The organism is Psychromonas sp. (genome assembly GCF_047632955.1).
GTDB lineage: Bacteria > Pseudomonadota > Gammaproteobacteria > Enterobacterales > Psychromonadaceae > Psychromonas.
In genome coordinates this window covers 95,401-119,081 of sequence record NZ_JBLIED010000005.1, presented here as the reverse complement: position 1 = coordinate 119,081, position 23,681 = coordinate 95,401, and the positions used below count along the sequence as shown (strand labels likewise).

The window sequence follows — 23,681 nt, the reverse complement described above, 5'->3', positions numbered from 1 at the left end:
TAACTAACGCCATAAAAGTATGATAGAAATTCTGTTTAGTGGCGATATTTTTGTTAAAATGTTTTTTTTACTTTAACCGCGATATATATGCTTCCAGATTCCCTAAAAATAAAGATTCGTGCAGGTTATACTCTTATTACAGAGGCCTTGCCGCATTTCGCAACGCGTAAAGCACAGAATTATCTGGTTGCCGAAATAGCCAAAGTACTGTCGGGTGAATATGACAAATCACGGCGCATACTAGTTGCCGAGGCCGGAACCGGGATTGGTAAGTCATTAGCGTATATTCTTGCAGCGCTACCCGTTGCGCAACATGCCAACAAAAAACTCATTATTTCGACGGCAACGGTGACCTTACAAGAGCAGTTAATGCATAAGGATCTGCCCTTTTTTTTGCGTCACAGTGAATTTAAATTCACCTTTACCTTAGCGAAAGGACGTCAGCGTTATTGCTGTGAGCATAAACTGTTCAGCACTCAGGAAAGCAGTGAACAGCAGGTTTTATTTACAGAAAAACCGCAGGCGGGTGATCAGGAATTACTGAAACGTCTGCACAGCGCTTATCTTGAAGGGAAATGGTTGGGCGACCGTGATAGTTGGCCGACGCCCATTGCAAATCGCGTCTGGCAGCAGATTGTTTCCGATAAATTCAGCTGTAAACGCGCTCTGGCGAATCATCGCCAGTGTCCTTTTCATCGGGCTCGGGATTATATTAATAAAGCCGACGTTATTGTGGTAAACCACGCATTACTGTTGGCCGACCTGGAGCTCGGCGGAGGGATCATTTTACCCGAACCGGATAACTGCTTTTATGTTCTGGACGAAGCCCATCACCTGCCTAAAATATCCCGCGACTTTTCCAGTGCGCGCGCCAGTATCAAAGGCAGTCAGGATTGGCTAAAAAAAATCAACCAGTTAAGCCAGCATATCAATAGGGTCATTAAACGCCATACCACCATCACACCGGGTATTAATATGCTCGAAAGTGCGCAGGAAATAATAAAAGATCTGAAAATTGTAGAGTTATTTTTCAACAATAATCCAAGTTACTTTAATGAGTCAAATCAATACCGATTTGCTTTGGGAGAGTTACCCGAAGCCTTACATAACCCCGCCTCTAATTTAAAAGATGAAACTAAAAAATGTTTATCTGCTTTAAATAAATTGTCCAATATTATCAGTGAAGAGATCAAAGACGGTAATATCAAAACTAAAGATATTGAACCCTTAATGATTGAACTGGGGTTTTTCCTGCAACGTATCGAAAAGATGCATACCCTTTGGGTTATGCTGACCAGAGAGAGAGCCACTAAACAAGCTCCCATCGCAGCATGGGCAGAAATAGAAAAAGCTGAGATTTATTTAAATGCTTCACCGATAGAAGTCGGCGGGATATTGGAATATATGTTTTGGTCACAGGCCGCCGGGGTTATTTTATGCTCGGCCACGCTGACTTCACTGAATAATTTTGAATACTTTAAGCGCCAAAGCGGGCTCAAAAGCAATGACGGCACGCAGTACCTGCGTTTAAAATCTCCCTTTGATTATCCTGCCATCCCTTTAATTATTGCGGATATGGAAAACGATCCGACGCAAGCGGGTTTTGATGATGAACTGATTGAAAAAATAGAACATTATTTGCGCGATAATGAGGGAAATTTAGTTTTGTTTGCATCCTACTGGCAAATGAATTTAGTCGCCGATAAACTTGATAAAAAATACCAGGATGCTTTATTAATACAGGGGGTATTATCACGCAGTAAACTTATAGAAACGCATAAACAGCGTTGTGATCAGGGTAAAACAAGCATTATCTTCGGTACTGGTGGTTTATCCGAGGGGCTGGATTTACCCGGCCATTATTTGACCAACTTGATTATTACCAAATTGCCTTTCGCGGTGCCAAATTCTCCCGTTGAAGAGGCGCATTCTGAATGGATAAAAGCCCAGGGCGGTAACCCTTTTTTACAGCTTTCGATTCCGGAAACAAGTAAAAAACTGATCCAGTCATGCGGACGATTAATTAGAAAAGAAAATGATACGGGGCAAATTATCATATTGGATAAGAGAGTCAAAACGAAACGTTACGGGAAAGGTTTGCTTGATGCTCTCCCCCCTTTTGCTATTGAATTTGAGAATAAACATTAATGACTGAACTTTTTTTGGACCCCGGTACTTGGGCTTTACTGGTTTTTGTAGGCTTGATTGCAGGTTTTATTGATGCAGTCGTTGGCGGTGGAGGCATGCTGACTGTGCCGACATTATTAAGCTTAGGGTTACCTGCGCATTTAACCCTCGGCACCAATAAATTATCGGCCTGTTTTTCTTCGGGTACAGCATCCTATACTTACTTTAGAAAACAATTATTTAATCCGCAATTTTGGCGAAACAGTTTCTACAGTACGCTAACAGGTGCATTGATTGGCACCATTTTTGTTAATTTAATTGATACCCAATGGATAGAGAAAATACTGCCGGTTATTATTTTAATTGCCGCTCTCTATACCTTATTAAATCGAATACCCGATGTTGATAATCATAAGCTTCCTGAAAATAAGTCAGTTTTTCGCATAAAACAGCTCATTCAGGGATTTTTGTTAGGATTTTACGATGGTTCCTCCGGCCCAGGAACCGGCGCATTTTGGGTGATTTCCAATATGCGCCTTTATAAACTGAATATTTTACTCTCTAGCGGTGTTGCCAAGGCGATGAATTTCACCAGTAATTTCACCTCCCTGTTAGTGTTCATCTGTTTTGGTCAGGTAGACTGGCTGATTGGTTTAACCATGGGTGTCTGTTTGATGCTTGGCGCATACATAGGCGCGCATTCTGCTATTCATTTTGGTGCTAAATTTATACGCCCCATTTTCATATTGATTGTGGTGATAATGGCCATTAACTTAGGGTACAACGCATGGTTCAGTTAACTTTACCAATCGAGCAATTAGAGAAACAATTAAACGCCTTAAGTGAAAGATGCAAAGTACTGGATGCTAGAATACGGCAGACAGAAAACCACTGTTTTGTTTTTCAAGTACATATATTCCCTAAACGTTGTCTCACCCTTTTAGGTTATATCCAGCAAATACAACATACGGTTCAGTCATTACAAAATGCACTGACTAAAAACCTTCCGGAAACGCTGATTGAATATGAATGCACACTTTTTGTTGATCAGTTCCAGGTATTATTACAACTGGTACAAAGCTTAGAAAAAGGGAAAGCTGAAAAATTATATAAATCCTATTCATCTATTAAAGAAAATATCTACCAACAGTTACAGAAACAGTATCACTACGAAGAACGTTTATTAAACATGATTGCAGAGCAGGAAGAGTTGATTATCAATGCAGACCAGCAGCAAAAAATAGGCATTAAAGAAAAAATAGAGGTCTTAAAAGGACGTTATCAAAAGTGTAATACCTATACCCAAATGTTGGAATTTAAATTGCAGGATATCAGTGATGAGTGAGAATAATCCCCAGCTGGCCAATGCACCGCAAGCGGTGCAACTAGCCGTTGATTTAATCCAGCTCCTCGAAGAAAACAACATCGATAAGCAGGTGGTTGTAGACGCTTTAGAGATAGTGTTAAAGGATTTTAAAAATAAACAGTCCTAGCAAGTAACAAAATCATTGCTTTTCCGATAGGGAATTTCACTGACCGTGATCCCGCTTACGCGTGCGGTTTTAGGGCCTATTTCAAGCCATTTCAGCATTTTGGCTATCTTTTCACGCGGACCATAGATAACAACTTCAACGTCACCGCATTGTAAATTCTTTGCATGCCCCATAAGATTATACAAACGTGCTTGCTCACGGGTAAAATAACGGAAACCAACCGCCTGCACTGTTCCTGAAACAATCACTTTACAACCAATATTATCCATTATCACCCTCTCTTCAAATAATCATTTCAGTGTCACTTTTTTAGGTAAAACAGAGCCACAGTCCGACACAGAGCATTAAGCTACCGGCAATTCTATTCAGCAGAATAACATTACCACGCTGCTGCAAAAGATGGCGCAGAGTATGCCCGCCTGTTGCATAAAGCAATAAACAGACAAACTCAAAACACAATATGATAGTCACTAAAATCATAGCCTGTGGATACAATGGTAGCTCAGCATTAATAAAAGGAGGTAATAATGAAATCATAAATGCCCACCCTTTGGGATTGGCAATGGCAGTCACAAAACCCTGGATGATAAGTGACTTGCGAGTAACATTATCCTGTTGCGCAAAATTTTCAGGAATCGCCATTTTACCGCGGGAGCGCCACATCTGTATGCCCAGATAAAATAGATAACTGCCACCCAGATATTTGAGCACCAGAAACATATTCGGTCGGGCTAATAAAATAGTTGCCACACCAATAAGTGATGAAATGGTCACCAGTGCCACCCCGACTAATTCACCTAACATCATCCACAGGCTTTTTCGTACGCCTATGGTCATGCCCAGGGTCATTGCCAGGGTCATGCACATTCCGGGCGTCGCCGATACCGCAAAAAAAGTGGGTACAAATAATATCAGAACAGAATATTCCATTTTCTCTCCATCTAATAAAAGATGCCGCTATAAACGCCAGAATTTGTGGCTTTAGTAAAATTAACTTACTAAAGCCGTCAAATGTGCTAAAAAAGTGCTTGAAAAATGCTTAAGCGCTAAAAAATACTTACTGTTTTCGCCAAGTTGTACCGCTCGGGCCATCTTCTAAAACGATTTTTAATTCAGCCAGTTTATCACGCGCCAAATCCGCCGCCGCCCAATCTTTATTGGTTCGAGCATCATTACGCTGCTTGATCAGTGCTTCAATCATGGCAACTTCATCTTGAGATTCATCACCCTGCAGAAACTGCTCTGGTGATTGATTTAATAAACCAAGCACATTAGCCAGGGTCACTAATAATCGTGCAGATACAGATGCCTGTTTAATATCTGACTGTTTAAGACGATTTATCTCTTTAGCAAGATCGAACAATACGGCTAATGCTTCAGGCGTATTAAAATCATCATCCATTGCTTTAACAAATCTTTGATAATACGGATTAGTTTTATTCTGCGCGGTGTCTTTAGCAAAAGTCAGATCACGGATAGCAGTGTATAAACGCTCCAGACTGGCACGCGCCTGCTTTAAATTATCTTCAGAATAGTTAAGTTGGCTGCGGTAATGCCCGGAAATCAAAAAGTAGCGCAGCGACTCACTGTCATAAACATTTAATACATCTTTAATGGTAAAAAAGTTATTAAGGGATTTTGACATTTTAACTTTGTCGACTTGTACCATGCCCGAATGCATCCAGGTATTCACGTACTGGCCATGATGCGCACAACAGGATTGCGCAATTTCATTTTCATGGTGCGGAAAAGCAAGATCCGAGCCACCACCATGGATATCAAAGACTTCACCAAGATGTTTATGGTTCATGGCAGAACATTCAATATGCCAACCGGGACGGCCGTTTCCCCAGGGAGAAGCCCAGAAAGGCTCAGCGGGTTTTGCCTTTTTCCAAAGCACAAAATCCAACGGGTTACGTTTACTCTCTTCAACCTCGACACGCGATCCAGCCCTTAACATCTCCAAATTTTGACCGCTTAATTGACCGTATTCTTTAAAACTTTCAACGGCAAATAAAACATCACCATTTTCGGCAAGATAGGCGTGCCCTTTGGCGATCAATTTTTCAATCATAGCGATAACTTCCGGCATATGATCTGTCACACGAGGTTCAATATCCGGGCGCAGCATAAACAGCGCATCAAAATCCTGATGCATGGCCTCGGTGAAACGTGCTGTTAATTGCTCACAGCTTTCATTATTCTCAGCCGCCCGTTTAATTATTTTGTCGTCTACGTCGGTGATATTACGAATATAATTAAGTGAGTATCCGCTAAAACGCAAATAACGCGCCACAGTATCAAAAGCAACAAAGGTGCGACCATGGCCTATATGGCAATAATCGTAAATAGTTATACCACACACATACATACCAACTTTGCCTGGAATGAGAGGTTTAAACAGTTCTTTTTGTCGCGTTAAGCTGTTGTATATTTTTAACATGGGGCTTCCAATCTGATCACTATAGAACGGGCATTCTAACCCGCAATTAGTAGAAATTCACCCTTTGTATTTAATGAATCTGATGCTTTAGGGTATGATATGCGCAAACCCTGAGGGGATTTACTTTTTTTTCAATTACAGGATCTAAACATGGTTACTTTACACACAAACTTCGGTGATATTAAACTTGATTTAAATGCAGAAAAGGCACCTAACACCGTTGCCAACTTCATTAAATATGCTCAATCTGGTCATTATGACCATACTATCTTTCATCGTGTTATCGATGGTTTTATGGTTCAAGGTGGTGGATTTGCAGCTGGAATGGAAGAAAAGCCAACCAACAAACCGGTTAAAAATGAAGCAAACAACGGCCTGTCAAACACCAAATATTCCGTCGCAATGGCAAGAACAATGGAACCTCATTCTGCGTCTGCGCAATTCTTTATTAATCTTAATGACAACAAGTTTTTAGATTTTAAATCAGAAACAACTGATGGTTGGGGATACTGCGTATTTGCACAAGTTGTTGAAGGCACAGATGTTGTTGATAAAATAAGAAACGTGGCGACGGGTAACTCTGGTTTTGTGCATCAGGATGTACCACTGGAAGATGTGATCATCACAAGTGTCACTGTTGCTTAACGGTTAACGGGTGTCTTCTATGCGCACACTGTTCATCGCCGATCTGCATCTCAGTGAAAAACATCCGCAAATAAGCCGTTCATTTTTTCAGTTTCTGCACAATGAAGCTGAAAAGGTGGATGCCTTATATATTTTGGGTGATTTATTTGAAGTGTGGATCGGTGATGACGAACGCACTCCCCTAATGAATGAAGTGGCGCTTAAATTATCGGAATATTCACTAAAAAATAATATACCACTGTATTACATACACGGTAACCGTGACTTTATGATTGGCAAAAAATATGCACAACAATCATCAATGCAATTGTTACCGGAACACTGTGAAATAAATTTATATGGCAAAAAAATATTGATTTTACATGGTGATACGCTTTGTTTAGCAGATAAAAATTATCAAAAAATGCGTAAGCTGATCCATAACCCGCTACTGCAATTCGTTTTTAACCTTCTACCGTTATTTCTGCGTAAAAAAATAGGTTGGAAAATTCGTCATGCAAGCCAGTCTAAGAAAGTCTATAAACATCGCGAAGTGATGGATGTTACTAAAGATGAAGTATTACGCTTAATGGAAGAACACCATGTTCAAACTTTAATCCATGGGCATACCCATCGTGTCGCTTGTCACGATATTTTGGTTAATGGCCAACCTGCGCAGCGCTATGATGTGGGCGACTGGCGTAATAATTTAAGTTATGTCGAAGTTCAGCAGGACAAAATTAATTTAGTTATTCGTCCGATTGATTTTTATAACTAACCTTATAGCAAACAGGCCAATCCTATGCGGTTAAAATTAACAGTAATAAATTGGTAACAGCTAAACTAACAATATAAAAAAGCCGGCTATTATATAGCCGGCTTTTAAAATCAAAGACACAAATTAAGAGTTACTATAATCCAGCGTAATAGCAGCAGCTTCAAGTAAAAATGCATCGATAGGTTCAAAATCATCGGGAACATCATCCAGTGATTTCACCTCGGATAAACCGGCACGTTTTAAACGCTCGTTAACCCGCACTAAAGCCTGCTTTTCGTTTTCTTCTCGTAATTTAACCCGCTCACTTTCTTTAAGAGAAATTGTCGTCATATCTTTTTCTTGAAGGTATTCTGCAATATCCTTTTCTAAGTAAGTAAACTCAACTTCATTTTTAATGCGTAAATTATGCTTTTTAGTTAATGACTTAACTACAGGCTTTAAATTATCTACGGGAGAATAATTAGCTGATTTTATATTATCCCAGGGTAATGCGTTATCTTCCAGACTTTCACCCGTTTCACTGGGATCGATTCCAGTTGGAAACTGAATATCAGGAATCACGCCTTTGTTTTGCGTACTGCCACCGTCGATACGATAAAATTTAGCAATGGTATATTGAACTGAACCAACCAGATCCGCGTCTTTATCATAAAATCGAGAAATACGACGGTGCTGTTGTACTGTCCCTTTACCAAAACTTTGTTCGCCAATGATAATCGCACGTCCATAATCCTGTAAAGCCGCAGCAAATATTTCAGAGGCCGATGCACTATTGCGATTAATCAGAACGGTTAAAGGCCCATTATAACTGATTGCTTTATTTTCATCCTCGTGGACTAAAACTTGATTACGTCCGTCACGTACCTGTACAACGGGACCTGTTTTGATAAATAAACCGGTTAATAATGTTGCTTCGCTTAATGCACCGCCACCATTATTACGTAAATCAATAATAATGCCCTTAACATTTTCTTTTGCTAATCCGGCTAATTCTTTATCAACGTCTTCACTTAATTTCATGTAAAAGCTGGGAATCGTAATAACCCCAATATTTTGACCGTCAATTACTTCTACAGATGATTTTGCTTCCCGGTCTTCAAGGTGTATCTCCTCGCGGGTAATGATCACAATATGGCTTTTATCTCCGGCTTTACCCGATAAAATCTGTAATTTAACATCGGTGCCTTTCGGGCCTTTTATTAAATCGACAATATCATCTAAGCGCCAGCCAACCACATCGACAATTTTAGCATCATCTTGTCCGACGCCTATTATTTTATCGTCTTTGAATATTTGCTTAGAACGCTCTGCGGGCCCACCGGGCACAAGACTTCTGATAACAGTATAATCATCTTCGAGTTGCAGAACTGCCCCTATTCCTTCCAGAGACAAGTTCATTTCCATTTTAAAACGTTCGGCATTACGCGGTGACAAGTAGCTTGTATGGGGTTCAATGGTTCGCGCATAAGCATTCATAAACGTTTGGAAAACGTCTTCACTTTCAGTTTGAGTCAAATGTTTAAGCGCGTAATTGTAACGCTTACTTAATAGCTCTTTGATTTCTTGCCATTTTTTACCGCTTAATTTAAGCACTAACGCATCGGATTTTACTTTTTCCTGCCAAATATGATTAAGTTCAACGGTATCTTTTGCCCAGGGGGCCTTGCTACGGTCAAATTGAAACTCATCCGCAGTATCAAACTTGATCTCTTTGTCGAGCAAAGATAAAGCATAACTAAAACGTTCATAACGACGTTTCAGACTGAGTTGGTAAATGTCATAGGCAGGCTTTAATTGGCCTGTTTGTAGATTATCATCGAGGGAAAATTGATATTTTTTTAATGCATCAATATCGCTCTGCATAAAGATTTGTTTATTATAATCGAGCTGCTCGATGTAACGCTCAAACACTTTTTGCGAAAGAGCGTCATTTAACGGTATATATTTGTAATGAGAACGACTGAATAGGTCGCTCACTCTTTTCGTCACTTTGGCATGTTGTGCTTGTTGCTCTAATTGCGGGAGATCTACGCTGCTGACATCGGCTGGAACAGCGTAAACTATACCAATATATAAATAACCAGCTATAACGGCTAAGTGTCGAAAATATTTGTTCATCAATATTCCTTTAAACGATTAAATGTTTGGCTTTAACTTTTACCATCATTCCAGAAGCAAGTTGTACCTGCACATCATCTTTTGAAATTTCAACAACAACGGCTGAAACGGGTGATTTTCCAAGTAAAACTTTGACAGTTTGTTTTAGCGTAAGTTCAGAGTGAGTTGCCTCTTTATAATTACTCAGGTCAGGAGAAGGTTCTTTTTTGAACACTTTTTTCTCTACACGTTTAGGCACATTAACTTGTTTGGCGGCTCTGACGGGTGCAGCTTCTTTCTGGTTTTTTTTCTGTTTAGCAAACACTTTCTCTTTGCTTTCTTTGAGTGTTTTTAAAGCATGCTCTGCATGTTCAGCAGAAACGCTGTCACCTTCGCCACCGTCTAAATCAACACGTTTTTCTGATTCTTTTATGCAGTGCAGATAACGCCAACTTAAAGTGTATTGACGTAAAGCACCACGTAGTTGCGTTTTACTAACCCGTTGCTCATCTTCTAAACGTACAGCAAGATCTTGAAATATACCAATTTTCAAAGGCTTTGCGGGATGATTAGCCGTCGTAAAACATAAAGGAAACTGTTCAGTTAGAAAGTTAATTATTTGTTTGTTGTTAGTAAATTTTTCTGTGTTTTCCATGTAGAACCTAATTAGTGATGCCAGTAGTTCAATGATTAAAACGTCGTTTTAATTCACTGGGACTATAAAATTATTCCATAGTATAGGGATGCGATAGTAAAATGTGAAACTTAATTTATGTTTGTTCATGATTTTACGGGTTGTTAAGGCTTAAACTGACGCCCTCCTAGGCTATTTTTACTTTAATCTGTTCTTATAGCACCTAGAATTGATCTGACCCCAAGACTTTATAACCAAAGCAAGTAGAATATGCCGCCCATAAACCACATGGTTTACCCTGACTTGATATCAGAATAGAGATTTATTATGACTCCTGAATTACTTTCCCCCGCCGGAACTTTAAAAAATATGCGTTATGCTTTTGCCTATGGAGCAGATGCTGTTTATGCCGGTCAACCCCGTTACTCACTGCGTGTAAGAAATAATGAGTTCAATGTTGAAAAATTAGAAATTGGCATCAATGAAGCACACGCACAGGGCAAAAAGCTTTATGTTGTCTGCAACATTCAACCCCATAATTCTAAATTAAAAACATTTATTCGGGATATGCATCCCATTGTGAATTTAAAACCAGATGCTTTAATCATGTCTGATCCCGGTTTGATCATGATGGTACGGGAAGCCTTTCCTGATATGCCGGTGCACTTAAGTGTGCAGGCGAATGCCGTGAATTGGGCAAGTGTGAAATTTTGGGAAAAACAAGGTATTGAACGGGTTATCCTATCTCGGGAATTGTCATTAGATGAAATTGAAGATATTCGACAACATTGTCCTGATATTGAGATTGAAGTCTTTGTTCATGGTGCACTGTGCATGGCCTATTCTGGCCGTTGTTTGTTGTCTGGTTACATTAACAAACGCGATCCCAATCAGGGAACATGCACCAACTCTTGCCGCTGGAAATATGATGCGCACCCGGCAACAGAAAATGAAACCGGCGATATTGTTGCTATTCAGCGTCCGGATCCAACCCTGGGTGAAGGCAAACCGACTGATCAAATGTTCCTATTACAAGAGCAAGGTCGTCCCGATGAATACATGCCCGCCTTTGAAGATGAGCATGGTACTTACATCATGAATTCCAAAGACTTACGCGCGATTCAACACGTTGAACGTCTTTTAAGTATCGGGGTGCAGTCCTTAAAAATTGAAGGCCGAACCAAAAGTTATTATTACTGCGCGCGCACTGCACAGGTTTATAGAAAGGCAATGGATGATGCCATCGCGGGTCGACCATTTGATCCTAAGTTGATGGGCACATTAGAAAATCTTGCTCATCGGGGGTATACGGAAGGTTTTTTAAGCCGTCATAGCCATGATCAATATCAAAACTATGATTATGGTTACTCTATTAGTGATACTCAACAATTTGTTGGCGAAATGACAGGGCGTGACGCTCAGGGGTTCGCTGAGGTGATGGTTAAAAATAAATTTTTAGTCGGTGACCAACTTGAATTGATGACACCGCAGGGCAATATTAATTTTACCCTGGAGCAGCTGCAGACCAAAAAAGGTGAACTTGTTGATGTTGCACCCGGTTCAGGGCACGTACTCTATATGCCGATTCCAAAAGAAATCGACCTGAGTCATGCTTTGTTAATGCGTAACCTTAATAACGGCCAAAACACCCGTAACCCGCACAGTAAATAACCATGGCACTCTTAATTAAAGATAACTGTATCAATTGTGATATGTGCGATCCGGAATGCCCCAATGAAGCCATTTTTTTTGGCGTAGAGATCTATGAAATCAATTCGGATCTTTGCACTGAATGTATCGGTTTTTATGAAAAGCCAACTTGTATGGCGGTCTGTCCAATCAACTGTATTATTATTGATCCTGAAAATATCGAATCAGAGCAGCAATTGATAGATAAATTTGCAGAATTATACAGTTAGTTATTGACTCAACATCTAATAACCATGTTCTCATTAGTGACGGACATGGTCTATTTGGTGCACATTGATGGCCGCGATAGGTTATGCGGCTGCGATGTTATTATTACCAGCTTTAAGTTTGCTTTGGTAACATCAAAGAGTGGGAAAATAACCAGAAAGCTTGCCGATATATTACCCGTTTCAACCTATATGCTTTTGGCTTAACAACTTTCTTAAATTTTATTGCAATGATCTGCCTTAAAATTTGAGGGATATGAAATTGGTTACTGTCTCAAATGCAGCTAAGATGACGCAGGAAACCACGCCTTTTTGTCACCCTTAGCACTTTCTATTTTCAAGCCCCGGGTATATTGTATGGTCAAGCAGTAGGGAAAATATTATTTCTTCCTTTCTCTTTGTTATTAACCTATAAGATAATGAGTAATATAGAAAAAATATAAATAAAATGATCCAGCTTCAATTTATTGGTCAATTTTGTTAACAATAAATAGTAATATTGCTCTAATCAAAAATGGCGAAGGATTTATGCCCAAATTACTTGAAGATGCAGGCATCAGCAAGACGATAAATGATAATATTCTAGGCACAAGGCTGATTATGTCGTTATTCAAAGTCCAAGTCTGCTAACAACGAAGAGCATTGTTTATCACCTTCAGGGAGTTGGCTATATTTATATATCAAATAGGATAATAGATTTGACCAAGCATTTTATTGTTATTTTTACTACGGCACTTATTTTAAGTGGATGTTATCAGAGCGAATCCTCACTAAAGGATAGTTTAATATACTGTCCGGAAAGTAATGCTCTCTCTTTTAATCCGCAAATCAGTCACGATATTTCAAGCTTAGATGCAACAACTCATCAGTTGTATAGCCGCTTGGTTAAAAGAGATCCAACCACTCATCGCTATATTCCTGATCTTGCGACAGGCTGGTTGTTAAGTGAAGATAAACTAAGTTATACTTTTTTCCTGCGCAACAAGGTTAACTTTCATCAAACCGATTATTTTACTCCGACCCGTTATTTCAACGCTGATGATGTGATCTTTAGTCTAAAAAGAATGCTCGATCCCAAGCATCCTTTCCATTCCGTTAATCACGGGATGAATTATTATTTTTTTAACCACCCCTTTACGAATTTAATAACAGATATTGTCAAAATTGATGATTACACAATTAAGTTTATTTTAAAAAAACCGGATATCACCTTGCTTGACAATCTGGCGGCTCATTATTCAGTGATTCTTTCTAAACAGTATTCCCAGCGATTGATGGCTGCCGGCACGCCTGAAAAAATTGATTTTTATCCTGTTGGAACAGGTCCCTATAAATTTAAAAGCAGCAATGATGCCGGGATCACCCATTACATCAACCATCCTAAGTTTTGGGGAGATAAGGTATCGGTAAACAATCTTATCTTTGACGTGACGGAAAATAATACCAAACGTTATGCAAAACTACTGACGGGTGAATGCGATATTATTGCCAATCCGGCACCCAGCCAGTTAAAACAGATGAGTGAAAAATCTAATATATTGCTCAGCAGCGAACCTACCGCCAATATCCTGCTATGGGCATTCAACAGTAATAAAATGCCTTTTACAGAAAAAAAAATTCGTCAGGCATTCTCTAAAGCCGTCGATCAAAAAAACCTTTTAGAGGCAGTCTTTTATGAAAGTGCGACCGCAACAAGCACGCTATTAAGCCATCAATCCTGGGCGTACAATCGCAGGTCAACTGACATTCAATACAAACCACTAGAGGCATTAAGCACCCTGCAGGAAATTGGTTATGATTTTAATAGTACCATCAGTATTCTTACACCCGTCAAAAATTCACTTTTTAACCATAGTTTCTATAAAATAGCGGAATTAATTCAGGCAAACCTATTAAAAATAGGCGTAAAAAGTGACATAATCCTTTTGACTCAAAGCGAACTTGAAAAACGTTTGCTCAATGGTGAATATGATACCTATGTGACTGCGGTCAATGGAAAAATAAATGATCCGGATAGTATATTCAGACCCTTATTAAGTTGTGATTCAAGCGTATTAGAAGGCAACTCCAGTCAATGGTGCAGTAAAGAGGTGCAGTCTTTGCTGAATTTAACTCTATTAGAATCAAACTTCACCACTCGAATAAAAAATTATTATAAACTGCAAAAAATTATTCAGGAGGAACGTATTTATTTTCCAATTGCACATGTACTTCGTATGGATGCATTTAATACCAACATATCTGGCTTTTTGGTTGATCCGTTCACCGGTATAAACTTCCAAAATGTCAAAAAAACAGAAGCTCATTAACTATGCTTAACTATTTATTCCGCCGCTTAAATTTATTATTAATGACAGCGCTTATCCTTTCTATCATTGCATTTACAATTTCACTTTGGTCAAGTCAGGATCCGCCCGTTCAGCATATTAATCTATTTATGCTTTATCTAGATTACATGGGTAATATTTTACAAGGTCAATGGGGTGTTTCATTAATTAATAACAAATCTCACCTGCTCAATGGACTGATTGCATTTTCTTCAACACTGGAACTCTGTTTAGTGGCTTTGCTCGCTTCCGTTATTATTGGTATCCCCCTTGGGGTTCTTGCCGGAATTTATCGTAATGGGATCATCGATTATGCCATTATGTCAATTGCACTTATTGGTCTGGCGCTGCCCGCATTTTGGCTCGCGATCATGCTGATTATGTTGCCTATAACCGTCGATTTAGGCCTGCCAATCGATGGCAATATCAGTCCTATCTATGAAATTCCAATGGTCACCGGTTTTCAGCTGATAGACAGTTTATTAGCCTCAGACCTGTATAACCTATCAGCCTTTGTGGACCGTTTAACGCATCTGATATTACCCTCGGTGGTTTTATCTTTTTTCCTCACCAGTGAAATAATCCGGCTCACCCGGCATTCAATCACTCAGGTCATGAAAAGCAATTATATAAAAGCTGCAAATGCTAAAGGGCTGACGGTCATAGAGATTATTTTCCGGCATGTGCTGCAAAATGCATTGCCGCCCATTATCCCGCAATTAAGGCTGCAGTTAAATACGATTATATCGCTTGCTATGACGGTCGAAATTGTATTTGCTGCGCAAGGCTCGGGGGTGTGGTTATTAACCAGTATCAGAGGCGGCGATTATTTGGCACTCTCTGCCGCTGTTATCATTATTTCAGGATTCATTTTATTATCGAGCATAGCCATCGATATTTTACAGATGGTTATTTCCCCCACGACACGGAAAATGTTATATGCTGATAAATAACGAATTTAACGAGCAAAAAATACAATCTCCATGGCACTATATTTGGTCTATTTTCCTCAAAAATAACTTTGCGGTGTTTGCCATGTGGGTTGGGATTGCGCTTATTCTGATCTCCTTATTTGCTGATATTCTGGTACTTTATTCCCCCTTTTTACAGGATCCAGAACGCTTGTTATCACCTCCCTATTGGATTGCAGGCGGGACGACTGAACATCTGTTTGGTACCGATGATTTAGGCAGAGATACCTTAGCGCGTTTAATTAAAGGTTTTCAATTCACCTTCGGTGGCGCATTACTGATAACTTGTGTTATCACATTCTTTGGTACTCTTATTGGATCGACTGCGGCTTTAACAAGAGGTGTTAAAGCCAGTGTTTTACATCATCTTCTCGATGCTCTTTTAACTATTCCGACCTTACTTATTGCACTTATTTTAATTGTATTATTCGACCCAAGTTATCAAAACGCATTAATAGCCGTCTCTCTTTCACTCCTTCCGCAGTTTATACGTGGTATCTACAACACCATCGACAGTCAATTGAACAAGCAATATGTCGTTGCCCTGCAACTTGACGGAGCAACCAATATGCGTCTTCTACGCTTTGGTATCTACCCGAACATTCTCGAACCGATAGTGACCCTGGTAAATAGAATTTTCACTATGGCCATATTAGAAATAGCAACGCTTGGTTTCTTGGGGTTTGGCACTCAATCACCTGATATTGAATTAGGCAAGCTAATAGCTGACAGCATCGTTTTATCTTATTTATCCCCATGGCTTATCATACTGCCAGGTCTGGTGATCTTTATTATCATCATGGTAGTTAATATATTTACGGAAGGTTTACGTCATGCAATTATACAAGGGGAAGATTGATGGCTCTATTAGATATCCGCAACTTAAGTATTGATATCACCACGGCGCAGGGCACTACGCGGGTGGTTGATAAAGTATCATTACATATTGTTGATGGCTCAATTCACGGTTTATTTGGAGAGTCAGGCTCAGGTAAAAGTTTAATTGCCAGCGCCATCTTAGGATTACATAACTCTAATTGGACGGTAACGGTCGATAGAATGTTCTTAGATTCAAAGGATTTAACTAAGCTATCTCCCTCTGAGCGACGTAAGATAATGGGCAAAGAAATCGCCATGATATTTCAACACCCGCGATCTTATTTAGATCCGAGTAAAAAAATATTCCTGCAAATAAATGAAGTTTTACCCAAGACCTCTTTAAAAAACCGACTATTAGATAAAATAAAACACAATAGAAAAAAAACGTCAACGCGGCAAATAAAAGAATTATTTCACAAAGTGGGCATTCAGAATGATCGGGCTGTATTACAAAGTTACCCTCACCAACTATCGGAAGGTATTTGCCAGAAAATAATGATCGCAATGGCCATTGCTAATAATCCAAGACTTATTATTGCAGATGAACCAACCAATGCCATGGAAGCCGTTACTCAGGCGCAAATACTGCGCTTATTATATAAATTAAACCGCTTGCACAATACAACCATTCTGTTACTAAGTAATAACTTTGGCGCTATCTGTAATTTGTCCGATTTTATTACTCTGATTTACTGTGGTCAGGCCGTTGAATCCGGTAGTTATAAACAAATTAATGAAAGCCCAATGCATCCTTACACGGAAGCGATGATAAAAACCACGTTGAATTTTAACCAGGATCTTATTCATAAAAGCCAATTATATACATTACCGGGCAACATTCCGTCATCCAACCTGTTACCCATAGGTTGTCGTTTAGGACCACGCTGTCCGCGAGCGCAAAGAACCTGCGTAAAAAAACCTGACACTTTAAATTATAAGGGCCATATGATCCGTTGCCATTACCCAACCTTAGATGACAAAATAGTATGACAGCACTTCTTCGTATCGATAATTTATATAAACAATATAAAGGTAGTAAGTTTTTTTTATCCTCGGGCTTTCGTAACGCCATCGGGCCAATAAATTTCACCCTTGAGCAGGGACAAATTTTGACCATTATTGGTGAAAATGGCTCAGGGAAAAGCACCTTGGTACAAATGATTGCAGGCGTTATTCCAAGCACTTCCGGTAATATATATATTAATGGTCATGCTGTTGCGAGCATGTCACGCCAGGATAGGTGTAAATCGGTTCGTATGATATTTCAGGATCCGACTGTTTCCCTAAACCCTAAAGCGACTATCGGCAAAATATTATCCGCCCCGCTCGACTTAAACACTGATTTAACGGCATCACAAAGAGAACAACAGGTCATTGCAACATTGGAGTTGGTTGGGTTATTACCTGATTATCTGCAATTCTATCCAAATATGTTGTCGGCGGTTCAGCAACATCAAGTCGCCATAGCACGGGCGATGGTCTTAAATCCTGATATCGTTATTGCAGATTCAATTTTATCAACCTTAGATATCTCTCTCGGTTTCAAAATAGTGAATATTTTATTAGATATACAAAAGAAAAAAGGGGTCAGTTTTATATTTATTTCCCATCATATGAATTTGGTACGTCACATCAGCGATCAAGTTATTGTTATGCAAAAGGGTATCATCGTTGAAAACAATACGGCGGATAATATATTCAATTCGCCGCAACAGATGATCACTAAAAATTTGCTTAAAAGTCAGCAACCAGACTATAGGAAATAATATTTAACATTAGATTTATTTAACTTTTATATATTAAAATCAATAAGTTTTAATATATAATAAGCGATAGGGCTGTCCGGCAGTTTTAACCAGAAGAATATATTATCGTTCATAAAATTACGGAGTCAATTTGCATGAACAATTATAAAAAAACCATGTGGGTAAGTTATTTATTTATATTTTTATCAGCAGTGGCAATCACTTTAGTTATAAGAGTTGTCTTCTATCCGCTTCTTTCTCAGCAACAAGAACTGCTTATTCAACAACTCAGTTTAGATGAAACCCCCCTTATCCTGAACGACACCGGATTAAGCCGGTTAGTTGAAGAAAATCAATTTTCTTATATTAAGGTGACTAATCATCAATTGCTGCTTCCTCTGGTTTATGAAAACAAACAAGCCGTTAAGATTAGCCACTTGTTATTTTCCATCCCTACAACTTTTGTGACCTCCGAAAATAGTAAGCAGTTAATTGAGTATAAGTCTAAAAATAATATGCTGTTCGGGCTGATACAAAATATTCTATTTGCCATCTATAGCGGATTAATCATTGCGGCGACATTTATAATTTTTAATTTCTGGCGCGTGTTAAAAAAGATTGAAACAAGCTTCATTGACGAAATATCAGAGTCCGAGGCACCGCCGGGTCCTTATACTAAAGTTTCCGCATTATTAAGTGAGCAAAAAAAATCATTGCAAGACCGCTTAAATGAACAGCAAGACAAGATCAAAAAATTAACCCAGCAGGCAAATACCGACAACCTCACTGGCGTCAATAACAGAAATGCTTTCCGCAAAACCTTAAGCGAAATTTTAAACGCAGAAAGCGGGCAAAAACATGCCATCTTATCTATTATTCGAGCAAGTGAATTACTGGCAATAAACGCTCAGCAGGGCTTCCTGCAAGGTGATTTATACCTTGAGAACCTAACTGAAATGATCCTGAAAGTCACCTCTCAGCATGAAAACATCTCGGTTTACCGAATCAGCGGATCCGATTTTGCGCTGATCGCACCGGGAATGAACGTCAGTGAAGCTCAACGTGTTGCACAGGACTTGAAAATACGATTTGACCAATATCAAGATCGCCATAATCTCGACAGTATTGCCTACAACGGTATCTCATCATTCATCTCGGGACAGCTACCTGAACAAGTCTTAGCACGCACTGATTTAGCCTTGGCAAAAGCACAAACAGAAGGTGTTAATAGCTGGGTATTTCAGCAGAGTAATGATAATGGCAACCAATCCGGACAGCAACAGTGGCGTCAGGTGATAGAAAACATCATCGCTAAAAAAGGTATCACATTATTACACCAACCGATTTTGGCACTGCGTCCTAAGATGAAAGGCTACGAAGAAATTTTCACCCGATTCGTCTCCGATGAAGGTCGAGTGATACCGGCTGATACTGTTTTTGCAATGGCTCAACGTGTTGATATGACGATTAAACTTGAGCAATTGATTATAGAGAAAATAATAAACCAATGCCGTAACAAAACCGACCCCAGCAGTCGTTGGGGAATTAATGTTAGCAGTACCGCTATCCAAAATAGTAGCTTTATCGTATGGCTGGAAAGATTATTAAGACGTGAATCGTTGATAGCTGGAACGCTGATTTTCGAAATGCAGGAAGAGTTACTTGATTGTAATATTGTTTCCAGTAAACGGGTTTTTGATATGCTCAGACGTGTGGGCGCAAGATCTGCAATTAGTAACTTTGGTAAAGGAGTGGGTTCATTCAGTCTATTTCGTACCCTTAAACCTGATTTTGTTAAAATTGATGCAAGTTTAATAAATAATATTGAACATGACAGCGCGGATCAGCAGTTTGTAAGGATGATTATAGATATTGCACACCGCATGGATTGTTATGTTACCGCCGAAGGCGTGGAACATTTAGCACAAAGAGAGATGCTGGAATCTATGCAGATAGATGGCATTCAAGGTTACTTAATCGCGCGTCCGCGTGAACTTAAAATCACCCAACCAAGTGAACTCGAACATAATAAATAAGCTTAATGTCCCGATGCGATTAAGTCGGGCTTTGCATCTTAAAAATTAATTTTGTACAATGCTCGAAATCATCAGCTCTCTTTTCCAAGGTTTATTAATGTCAGACGTACTTTCTAAAAAACAACAGTTCTCACTAAAAAAATTGAACAAGTCTTTACGCAAATCCACTGGTCAGGCGATCTCAGATTACAATATGATCGAAGACGGTGATCGAGTAATGGTTTGTTTGTCCGGTGGGAAAGATAGTTTTACCATGCTTGATATTCTGCTTGAATTACGCGCCGCTGCCCCCATTAATTTTGATATTATTGCTGTCAACTTAGATCAAAAACAGCCAGGTTTCCCCGAACATATCCTGCCGGAATATTTACAAAAATTAGGCGTTGATTATAAAATAGTCGAGGAAAACACCTACAGTATTGTGCAGGATATCATTCCCGAAGGTAAAACAACCTGCAGTTTATGTTCACGTTTAAGACGCGGTATTTTGTACCGGACGGCTAAAGAGTTAGGGGCGACTAAAATTGCGCTTGGGCATCATAGAGATGATATGCTGGCAACGCTGATGTTAAATATGTTTTTTGGCGGTAAATTAAAATCTATGCCGGCAAAACTGGTTTCAGATAATGGTGAACACGTGGTTATTCGTCCATTAGCCTACTGCAAAGAAAAACAGATTGAAGAGTACGCAAAACTAAAAGAGTACCCTATTATTCCCTGTAATTTGTGCGGTTCACAGCCTAATTTACAGCGTCAAATAACCAAGAATATGTTAAACGAATGGGATGTGCAATTTCCGGGCAGGTTAGAGACTATGTTTACCGCCATGCAAAATGTTGTGCCTTCGCATCTTTCTGATACCGCACTTTTTAATTTTAAAGAGATAGATAAAAGCTCCGGCGTCATTGATGGTGGTGATATTGCTTTTGATAAAGAAACGTTAAATCATCACCACCAAGAAACCACCGCAACCGAAACACAATATTATCAACAGCATCAAGCAGTAAAAATAAAACAATTAATTTAGATTTGAAAGATAAACTTTCAATCTATGGGCTTTGTTATAGATCATGGAATTGTCTCTTAGAAAGCATGATCTGATCATTTTCTAAAAAAAAGGTAGGCTTAACCTAAGAGTCACTTATAATTGAATTCGAATTTTAATTTAATAGCAATAATGGAGAAAAGCATGAGAACACCACTAGTAATGGCTAACTGGAAATTAAACGGTACAAAAGAATCTGTGTCTACTTTAGTCAAAGGCATTGAAGCTGCAGCAGATGCTGCAAAAAATGTTGAAGTTGCAGTTTGTCCCCCTACTATTTTCATCGAACAAGTAGCAAACCTAGTTGCAAATAACAGCATCGAATTTGGTGCTCAAGATATAAGCACCCATGTTTCAGGTGCTTTTACGGGTGAGACTTCACCTGTCATGGTTAAAGAGTTCGGTGCAAAATACAGCTTAGTCGGTCACAGCGAACGTCGTCAGTATCACAATGAAACTGATGCAGTTGTTGCCGCTAAATTTGTTGCAATCCAGGCAAATGCTTTAGTCCCTGTATTATGTATCGGTGAAACGTTAGAAGAACGTGAAACAGATAAAACATTTAATGTTGTAGAAACACAGCTTAAAGCGGTTATCGATGTTGCTGGTATTGAAGCATTAGAAAACTCAGTCATCGCATACGAACCAGTTTGGGCTATCGGTACAGGTAAAGTTGCCTCTTCAGATCAAGCTCAAGAAGTTCATGCACACATCCGTACTTGGTTAGCAGAACAAAGCAAAGTTGTTGCTGCAAAAGTACAAATCCTTTACGGCGGTAGTGTTAAGGCTTCAAGTGCAAAAGAATTATTTTCACAGCCTGACATCGATGGTGGTTTAGTTGGTGGTGCTGCACTAATAATTGAAGAATTTGTTGGTATTATCGAAGGCGCTAAATAACCTTTCATTTAATTTCATATTAAATACCAATAAAAGGCGCTATTAAGCGCCTTTTTAATTTCCACTCATGCTTCCCCGTGCAACAGAAATTATCACTTCATTAAAATCATAACTCTACAATCTCGTTTTTTCTCATCGATCTTTTATCACCGACCTTTATAGATAATATAAATGATAGCGGCTGTTTTTCATTAAGAAGAAACTGTGCATCTGCAAGTATTTGGCTATGTATTAGAAAAACTAGCGCATTTAATCAATGCCGTGCTATTATCAAATATGATTCTTATGAACAACTTGGAGAGAAAAATGAATTCACCCATTACTGATACTCGCTCAAAGAGCCAGGGTATTGAAATTAATAAAGTACTTAGAAACACCTATATGCTATTGGCCATGACGCTGACGTTTTCTGCTTTAACAGCCACTTTAGCGACTATGATGCAAATCGGTCCGACCGCATCTTTAGTGCTTATGCTTGTGGGTTTTGGCTCATTGTTTGTTGTCTCTAAAAATGCAAATTCCAGTAAAGGGATCTTTTGGGTCTTCATCTTTACCGGCGTGATGGGAGCATCACTGGGTAATATGCTCAACCATTATTTAGCAATGGAAGATGGCGCGGCACTTATAATGCAAGCGTTAGGTTCAACCGCTATTATTTTCTTTGCTCTGTCAGCTTATGTATTAACATCACGCAAAGACTTTTCATTTATGGGCGGCTTTTTAATGGCGGGTATGATTGCGGTTATTATCGCCATGGTTGCAAATATTTTCTTACAAATACCTTTGATGCAGGTTGTTATTAGCAGTGTGGTTGTCTTAATCATGTCCGGCATGATCCTGTTTGATACAAGCCGTATTATTAACGGCGGGGAAACTAATTACATCAATGCGACCGTATCGTTATACTTAAACTTATTTAATATGTTTGTTCACTTACTGATTTTATTAAACATTTTAGATGACTAATAGAGTTTAATCTTAAACAAAAAACGCACTTATAGTGCGTTTTTTTATATTCTAATTTTAGGGAGATACAATGCAACGATCTATTTTTTATTTTCCCGTTTTAGCTTTTCTTCTTTCCTGTTCAGAGCCAACCATTATGTTAACCCCCCTTAGTCAAGAACAACCCATATTAGCTTTTGGTGATAGCCTTACTTTTGGCTATGGTGCATCAACAACACAAAGTTATCCTGCTCAGTTAAGTGAATTAATCAATATCAGTATTATTAATGCAGGGATAAATGGCGAATTAAGCCGTGACGGCTTGGCAAGATTAGACGCTCTTTTAGCATTACATAAACCCCAATTATTACTTTTGTGCCATGGTGCAAATGATATGATCCAAAAGCGTGATTTAACATTAATGGCAGAAAACCTGAAGGAGATGATAGGGTTAGCAAGAGAAAGAAAGATTCAAGTTGTTCTTATTGCGGTTCCCCGCCCGGGACTGATTTTATCCCCCTTTGCGCAATATCAGCAAGTTGCCGATGATATGCGGGTAGTGATTGAAAATGACATAATCACAGATACATTACAGCAGCCTAAATACCACAGTGACCTTATCCATCCTAACGGCTTAGGTTACCAACAAATCGCTCAAGCTATCGCCAATTTATTAGAAAAACATGGCGCGCTCAATTTGTAATCATTCGGTTTATAACCTTAA

General features: G+C 39.1%; 24 protein-coding genes. 19 read left to right on the top strand and 5 right to left on the bottom strand.

All coding sequences use genetic code 11. From position 1 onward, the window contains the following. The first annotated feature begins 87 nt into the window (after positions 1-87). From dinG to ACJAZP_RS05710, 4 genes are read left to right on the top strand one after another with little or no spacing between them, the layout of a single operon-like run. A complete protein-coding gene (gene dinG, locus ACJAZP_RS05725; RefSeq protein ID WP_415229776.1) occupies positions 88-2,148 on the top strand; it encodes an ATP-dependent DNA helicase DinG in 2,061 nt (686 codons plus the stop codon). Beyond that, positions 2,148-2,927 (top strand): TSUP family transporter, encoded by a 780-nt coding sequence (locus tag ACJAZP_RS05720; protein WP_415229775.1) that lies wholly within the window; start codon positions 2,148-2,150, stop codon positions 2,925-2,927. Before dinG ends, ACJAZP_RS05720 begins: the two co-directional genes overlap by 1 nt. After that, entirely contained in the window at positions 2,915-3,472 is a 558-nt protein-coding gene (locus tag ACJAZP_RS05715; protein ID WP_415229774.1) for a primosomal replication protein, read from the top strand. Before ACJAZP_RS05720 ends, ACJAZP_RS05715 begins: the two co-directional genes overlap by 13 nt. Next, positions 3,465-3,620 (top strand): YbaM family protein, encoded by a 156-nt coding sequence (locus ACJAZP_RS05710; protein WP_415229773.1) that lies wholly within the window; start codon positions 3,465-3,467, stop codon positions 3,618-3,620. The genes ACJAZP_RS05715 and ACJAZP_RS05710 overlap by 8 nt, the downstream gene beginning before the upstream one ends. Here the strand turns inward: ACJAZP_RS05710 and ACJAZP_RS05705 are convergent. The 3 genes from ACJAZP_RS05705 to cysS form a co-directional block, all read right to left on the bottom strand. Continuing rightward, entirely contained in the window at positions 3,617-3,889 is a 273-nt protein-coding gene (locus ACJAZP_RS05705) for an acylphosphatase (protein ID WP_415229772.1), read from the bottom strand. The genes ACJAZP_RS05710 and ACJAZP_RS05705 overlap by 4 nt on opposite strands. 40 nt (positions 3,890-3,929) lie before the next feature. After that, complete coding sequence (locus tag ACJAZP_RS05700; protein WP_415229771.1) at positions 3,930-4,550, bottom strand: LysE family translocator; 621 nt, start codon at positions 4,548-4,550, stop codon at positions 3,930-3,932. 127 nt (positions 4,551-4,677) lie between these two features. Further along, positions 4,678-6,063: a cysteine--tRNA ligase gene (gene cysS, locus ACJAZP_RS05695; protein ID WP_415229770.1), complete on the bottom strand. Its 1,386-nt coding sequence runs from the start codon at positions 6,061-6,063 to the stop codon at positions 4,678-4,680. Positions 6,064-6,213: 150 nt separating this feature from the next. Between cysS and ACJAZP_RS05690 the strand changes: the two genes are divergently transcribed. Together ACJAZP_RS05690 and ACJAZP_RS05685 are read left to right on the top strand one after the other, a co-directional pair. Continuing rightward, positions 6,214-6,708 (top strand): peptidylprolyl isomerase, encoded by a 495-nt coding sequence (locus ACJAZP_RS05690; RefSeq protein ID WP_415229769.1) that lies wholly within the window; start codon positions 6,214-6,216, stop codon positions 6,706-6,708. A 19-nt stretch (positions 6,709-6,727) separates the two neighbouring features. Further along, positions 6,728-7,465, top strand: coding sequence for a UDP-2,3-diacylglucosamine diphosphatase (locus ACJAZP_RS05685; protein ID WP_415229768.1), 738 nt, complete (start codon positions 6,728-6,730; stop codon positions 7,463-7,465). Between the two features lie 123 nt (positions 7,466-7,588). Here the strand turns inward: ACJAZP_RS05685 and prc are convergent, their stop codons facing one another. Together prc and proQ are read right to left on the bottom strand one after the other, a co-directional pair. Continuing rightward, on the bottom strand, positions 7,589-9,583 hold the full coding sequence (prc, locus tag ACJAZP_RS05680; protein WP_415229767.1) for a carboxy terminal-processing peptidase: 1,995 nt from the start codon (positions 9,581-9,583) through the stop codon (positions 7,589-7,591). A 10-nt stretch (positions 9,584-9,593) separates the two neighbouring features. Then, positions 9,594-10,217 carry an RNA chaperone ProQ gene (gene proQ, locus ACJAZP_RS05675; RefSeq protein WP_415229766.1) on the bottom strand — a complete coding sequence of 208 codons (624 nt, stop codon included), beginning with the start codon at positions 10,215-10,217 and terminating at the stop codon, positions 9,594-9,596. A 306-nt stretch (positions 10,218-10,523) separates the two neighbouring features. On the opposite strand from proQ, the gene yegQ reads away from it, so the two are divergent. From yegQ to ACJAZP_RS05610, 13 genes are all read left to right on the top strand, one after another. Further along, complete coding sequence (gene yegQ / locus ACJAZP_RS05670) at positions 10,524-11,867, top strand: tRNA 5-hydroxyuridine modification protein YegQ (protein WP_415229765.1); 1,344 nt, start codon at positions 10,524-10,526, stop codon at positions 11,865-11,867. A 2-nt stretch (positions 11,868-11,869) separates the two neighbouring features. Continuing rightward, entirely contained in the window at positions 11,870-12,115 is a 246-nt protein-coding gene (locus tag ACJAZP_RS05665; protein WP_415229764.1) for a YfhL family 4Fe-4S dicluster ferredoxin, read from the top strand. Between the two features lie 3 nt (positions 12,116-12,118). Beyond that, positions 12,119-12,319 carry a hypothetical protein gene (locus ACJAZP_RS05660; RefSeq protein ID WP_415229763.1) on the top strand — a complete coding sequence of 67 codons (201 nt, stop codon included), beginning with the start codon at positions 12,119-12,121 and terminating at the stop codon, positions 12,317-12,319. 491 nt (positions 12,320-12,810) lie between these two features. Further along, the gene (locus ACJAZP_RS05655) at positions 12,811-14,421 is read left to right on the top strand and encodes an ABC transporter substrate-binding protein (RefSeq protein ID WP_415229762.1); all 1,611 of its coding nucleotides are present in this window, start codon (positions 12,811-12,813) and stop codon (positions 14,419-14,421) included. A 2-nt stretch (positions 14,422-14,423) separates the two neighbouring features. Next, entirely contained in the window at positions 14,424-15,392 is a 969-nt protein-coding gene (locus tag ACJAZP_RS05650; RefSeq protein ID WP_415229761.1) for an ABC transporter permease subunit, read from the top strand. Further along, positions 15,379-16,269, top strand: coding sequence for an ABC transporter permease subunit (locus ACJAZP_RS05645; protein ID WP_415229760.1), 891 nt, complete (start codon positions 15,379-15,381; stop codon positions 16,267-16,269). Before ACJAZP_RS05650 ends, ACJAZP_RS05645 begins: the two co-directional genes overlap by 14 nt. Next, complete coding sequence (locus ACJAZP_RS05640) at positions 16,269-17,279, top strand: oligopeptide/dipeptide ABC transporter ATP-binding protein (RefSeq protein WP_415229759.1); 1,011 nt, start codon at positions 16,269-16,271, stop codon at positions 17,277-17,279. The genes ACJAZP_RS05645 and ACJAZP_RS05640 overlap by 1 nt, the downstream gene beginning before the upstream one ends. Continuing rightward, positions 17,276-18,055: an ATP-binding cassette domain-containing protein gene (locus tag ACJAZP_RS05635; protein WP_415229758.1), complete on the top strand. Its 780-nt coding sequence runs from the start codon at positions 17,276-17,278 to the stop codon at positions 18,053-18,055. Before ACJAZP_RS05640 ends, ACJAZP_RS05635 begins: the two co-directional genes overlap by 4 nt. Positions 18,056-18,189: 134 nt before the next feature. Further along, positions 18,190-20,070, top strand: coding sequence for an EAL domain-containing protein (locus tag ACJAZP_RS05630; RefSeq protein WP_415229757.1), 1,881 nt, complete (start codon positions 18,190-18,192; stop codon positions 20,068-20,070). 97 nt (positions 20,071-20,167) lie between these two features. Further along, on the top strand, positions 20,168-21,097 hold the full coding sequence (ttcA, locus tag ACJAZP_RS05625) for a tRNA 2-thiocytidine(32) synthetase TtcA (RefSeq protein ID WP_415229756.1): 930 nt from the start codon (positions 20,168-20,170) through the stop codon (positions 21,095-21,097). Positions 21,098-21,259: 162 nt separating this feature from the next. Then, positions 21,260-22,012: a triose-phosphate isomerase gene (gene tpiA / locus ACJAZP_RS05620; RefSeq protein ID WP_415229755.1), complete on the top strand. Its 753-nt coding sequence runs from the start codon at positions 21,260-21,262 to the stop codon at positions 22,010-22,012. 306 nt (positions 22,013-22,318) lie between these two features. Then, a complete protein-coding gene (locus ACJAZP_RS05615; RefSeq protein WP_415229754.1) occupies positions 22,319-22,978 on the top strand; it encodes a Bax inhibitor-1/YccA family protein in 660 nt (219 codons plus the stop codon). A gap of 70 nt (positions 22,979-23,048) precedes the next feature. Further along, positions 23,049-23,660, top strand: coding sequence for a GDSL-type esterase/lipase family protein (locus ACJAZP_RS05610; protein WP_415229753.1), 612 nt, complete (start codon positions 23,049-23,051; stop codon positions 23,658-23,660). Positions 23,661-23,681: the final 21 nt, after the last annotated feature.

Bases quoted from the DNA above. Each gene is read 5' to 3' on its own strand.
- ACJAZP_RS05710 (WP_415229773.1), top strand. From the start codon at position 3,465: ATGAGTGAGAATAATCCCCAGCTGGCCAATGCACCGCAAGCGGTGCAA.
- ACJAZP_RS05690 (WP_415229769.1), top strand. From the start codon at position 6,214: ATGGTTACTTTACACACAAACTTCGGTGATATTAAACTTGATTTAAAT.
- ACJAZP_RS05645 (WP_415229760.1), top strand. From the start codon at position 15,379: ATGCTGATAAATAACGAATTTAACGAGCAAAAAATACAATCTCCATGG.
- ttcA (WP_415229756.1), top strand. From the start codon at position 20,168: ATGTCAGACGTACTTTCTAAAAAACAACAGTTCTCACTAAAAAAATTG.
- yegQ (WP_415229765.1), top strand. From the start codon at position 10,524: ATGACTCCTGAATTACTTTCCCCCGCCGGAACTTTAAAAAATATGCGT.
- ACJAZP_RS05630 (WP_415229757.1), top strand. From the start codon at position 18,190: ATGAACAATTATAAAAAAACCATGTGGGTAAGTTATTTATTTATATTT.
- ACJAZP_RS05685 (WP_415229768.1), top strand. From the start codon at position 6,728: ATGCGCACACTGTTCATCGCCGATCTGCATCTCAGTGAAAAACATCCG.
- prc (WP_415229767.1), bottom strand. From the start codon at position 9,583: ATGAACAAATATTTTCGACACTTAGCCGTTATAGCTGGTTATTTATAT.
- ACJAZP_RS05640 (WP_415229759.1), top strand. From the start codon at position 16,269: ATGGCTCTATTAGATATCCGCAACTTAAGTATTGATATCACCACGGCG.
- ACJAZP_RS05700 (WP_415229771.1), bottom strand. From the start codon at position 4,550: ATGGAATATTCTGTTCTGATATTATTTGTACCCACTTTTTTTGCGGTA.
- cysS (WP_415229770.1), bottom strand. From the start codon at position 6,063: ATGTTAAAAATATACAACAGCTTAACGCGACAAAAAGAACTGTTTAAA.
- ACJAZP_RS05720 (WP_415229775.1), top strand. From the start codon at position 2,148: ATGACTGAACTTTTTTTGGACCCCGGTACTTGGGCTTTACTGGTTTTT.
- ACJAZP_RS05650 (WP_415229761.1), top strand. From the start codon at position 14,424: ATGCTTAACTATTTATTCCGCCGCTTAAATTTATTATTAATGACAGCG.
- ACJAZP_RS05615 (WP_415229754.1), top strand. From the start codon at position 22,319: ATGAATTCACCCATTACTGATACTCGCTCAAAGAGCCAGGGTATTGAA.
- ACJAZP_RS05610 (WP_415229753.1), top strand. From the start codon at position 23,049: ATGCAACGATCTATTTTTTATTTTCCCGTTTTAGCTTTTCTTCTTTCC.
- proQ (WP_415229766.1), bottom strand. From the start codon at position 10,217: ATGGAAAACACAGAAAAATTTACTAACAACAAACAAATAATTAACTTT.
- ACJAZP_RS05665 (WP_415229764.1), top strand. From the start codon at position 11,870: ATGGCACTCTTAATTAAAGATAACTGTATCAATTGTGATATGTGCGAT.
- ACJAZP_RS05635 (WP_415229758.1), top strand. From the start codon at position 17,276: ATGACAGCACTTCTTCGTATCGATAATTTATATAAACAATATAAAGGT.
- ACJAZP_RS05715 (WP_415229774.1), top strand. From the start codon at position 2,915: ATGGTTCAGTTAACTTTACCAATCGAGCAATTAGAGAAACAATTAAAC.
- dinG (WP_415229776.1), top strand. From the start codon at position 88: ATGCTTCCAGATTCCCTAAAAATAAAGATTCGTGCAGGTTATACTCTT.
- ACJAZP_RS05705 (WP_415229772.1), bottom strand. From the start codon at position 3,889: ATGGATAATATTGGTTGTAAAGTGATTGTTTCAGGAACAGTGCAGGCG.
- tpiA (WP_415229755.1), top strand. From the start codon at position 21,260: ATGAGAACACCACTAGTAATGGCTAACTGGAAATTAAACGGTACAAAA.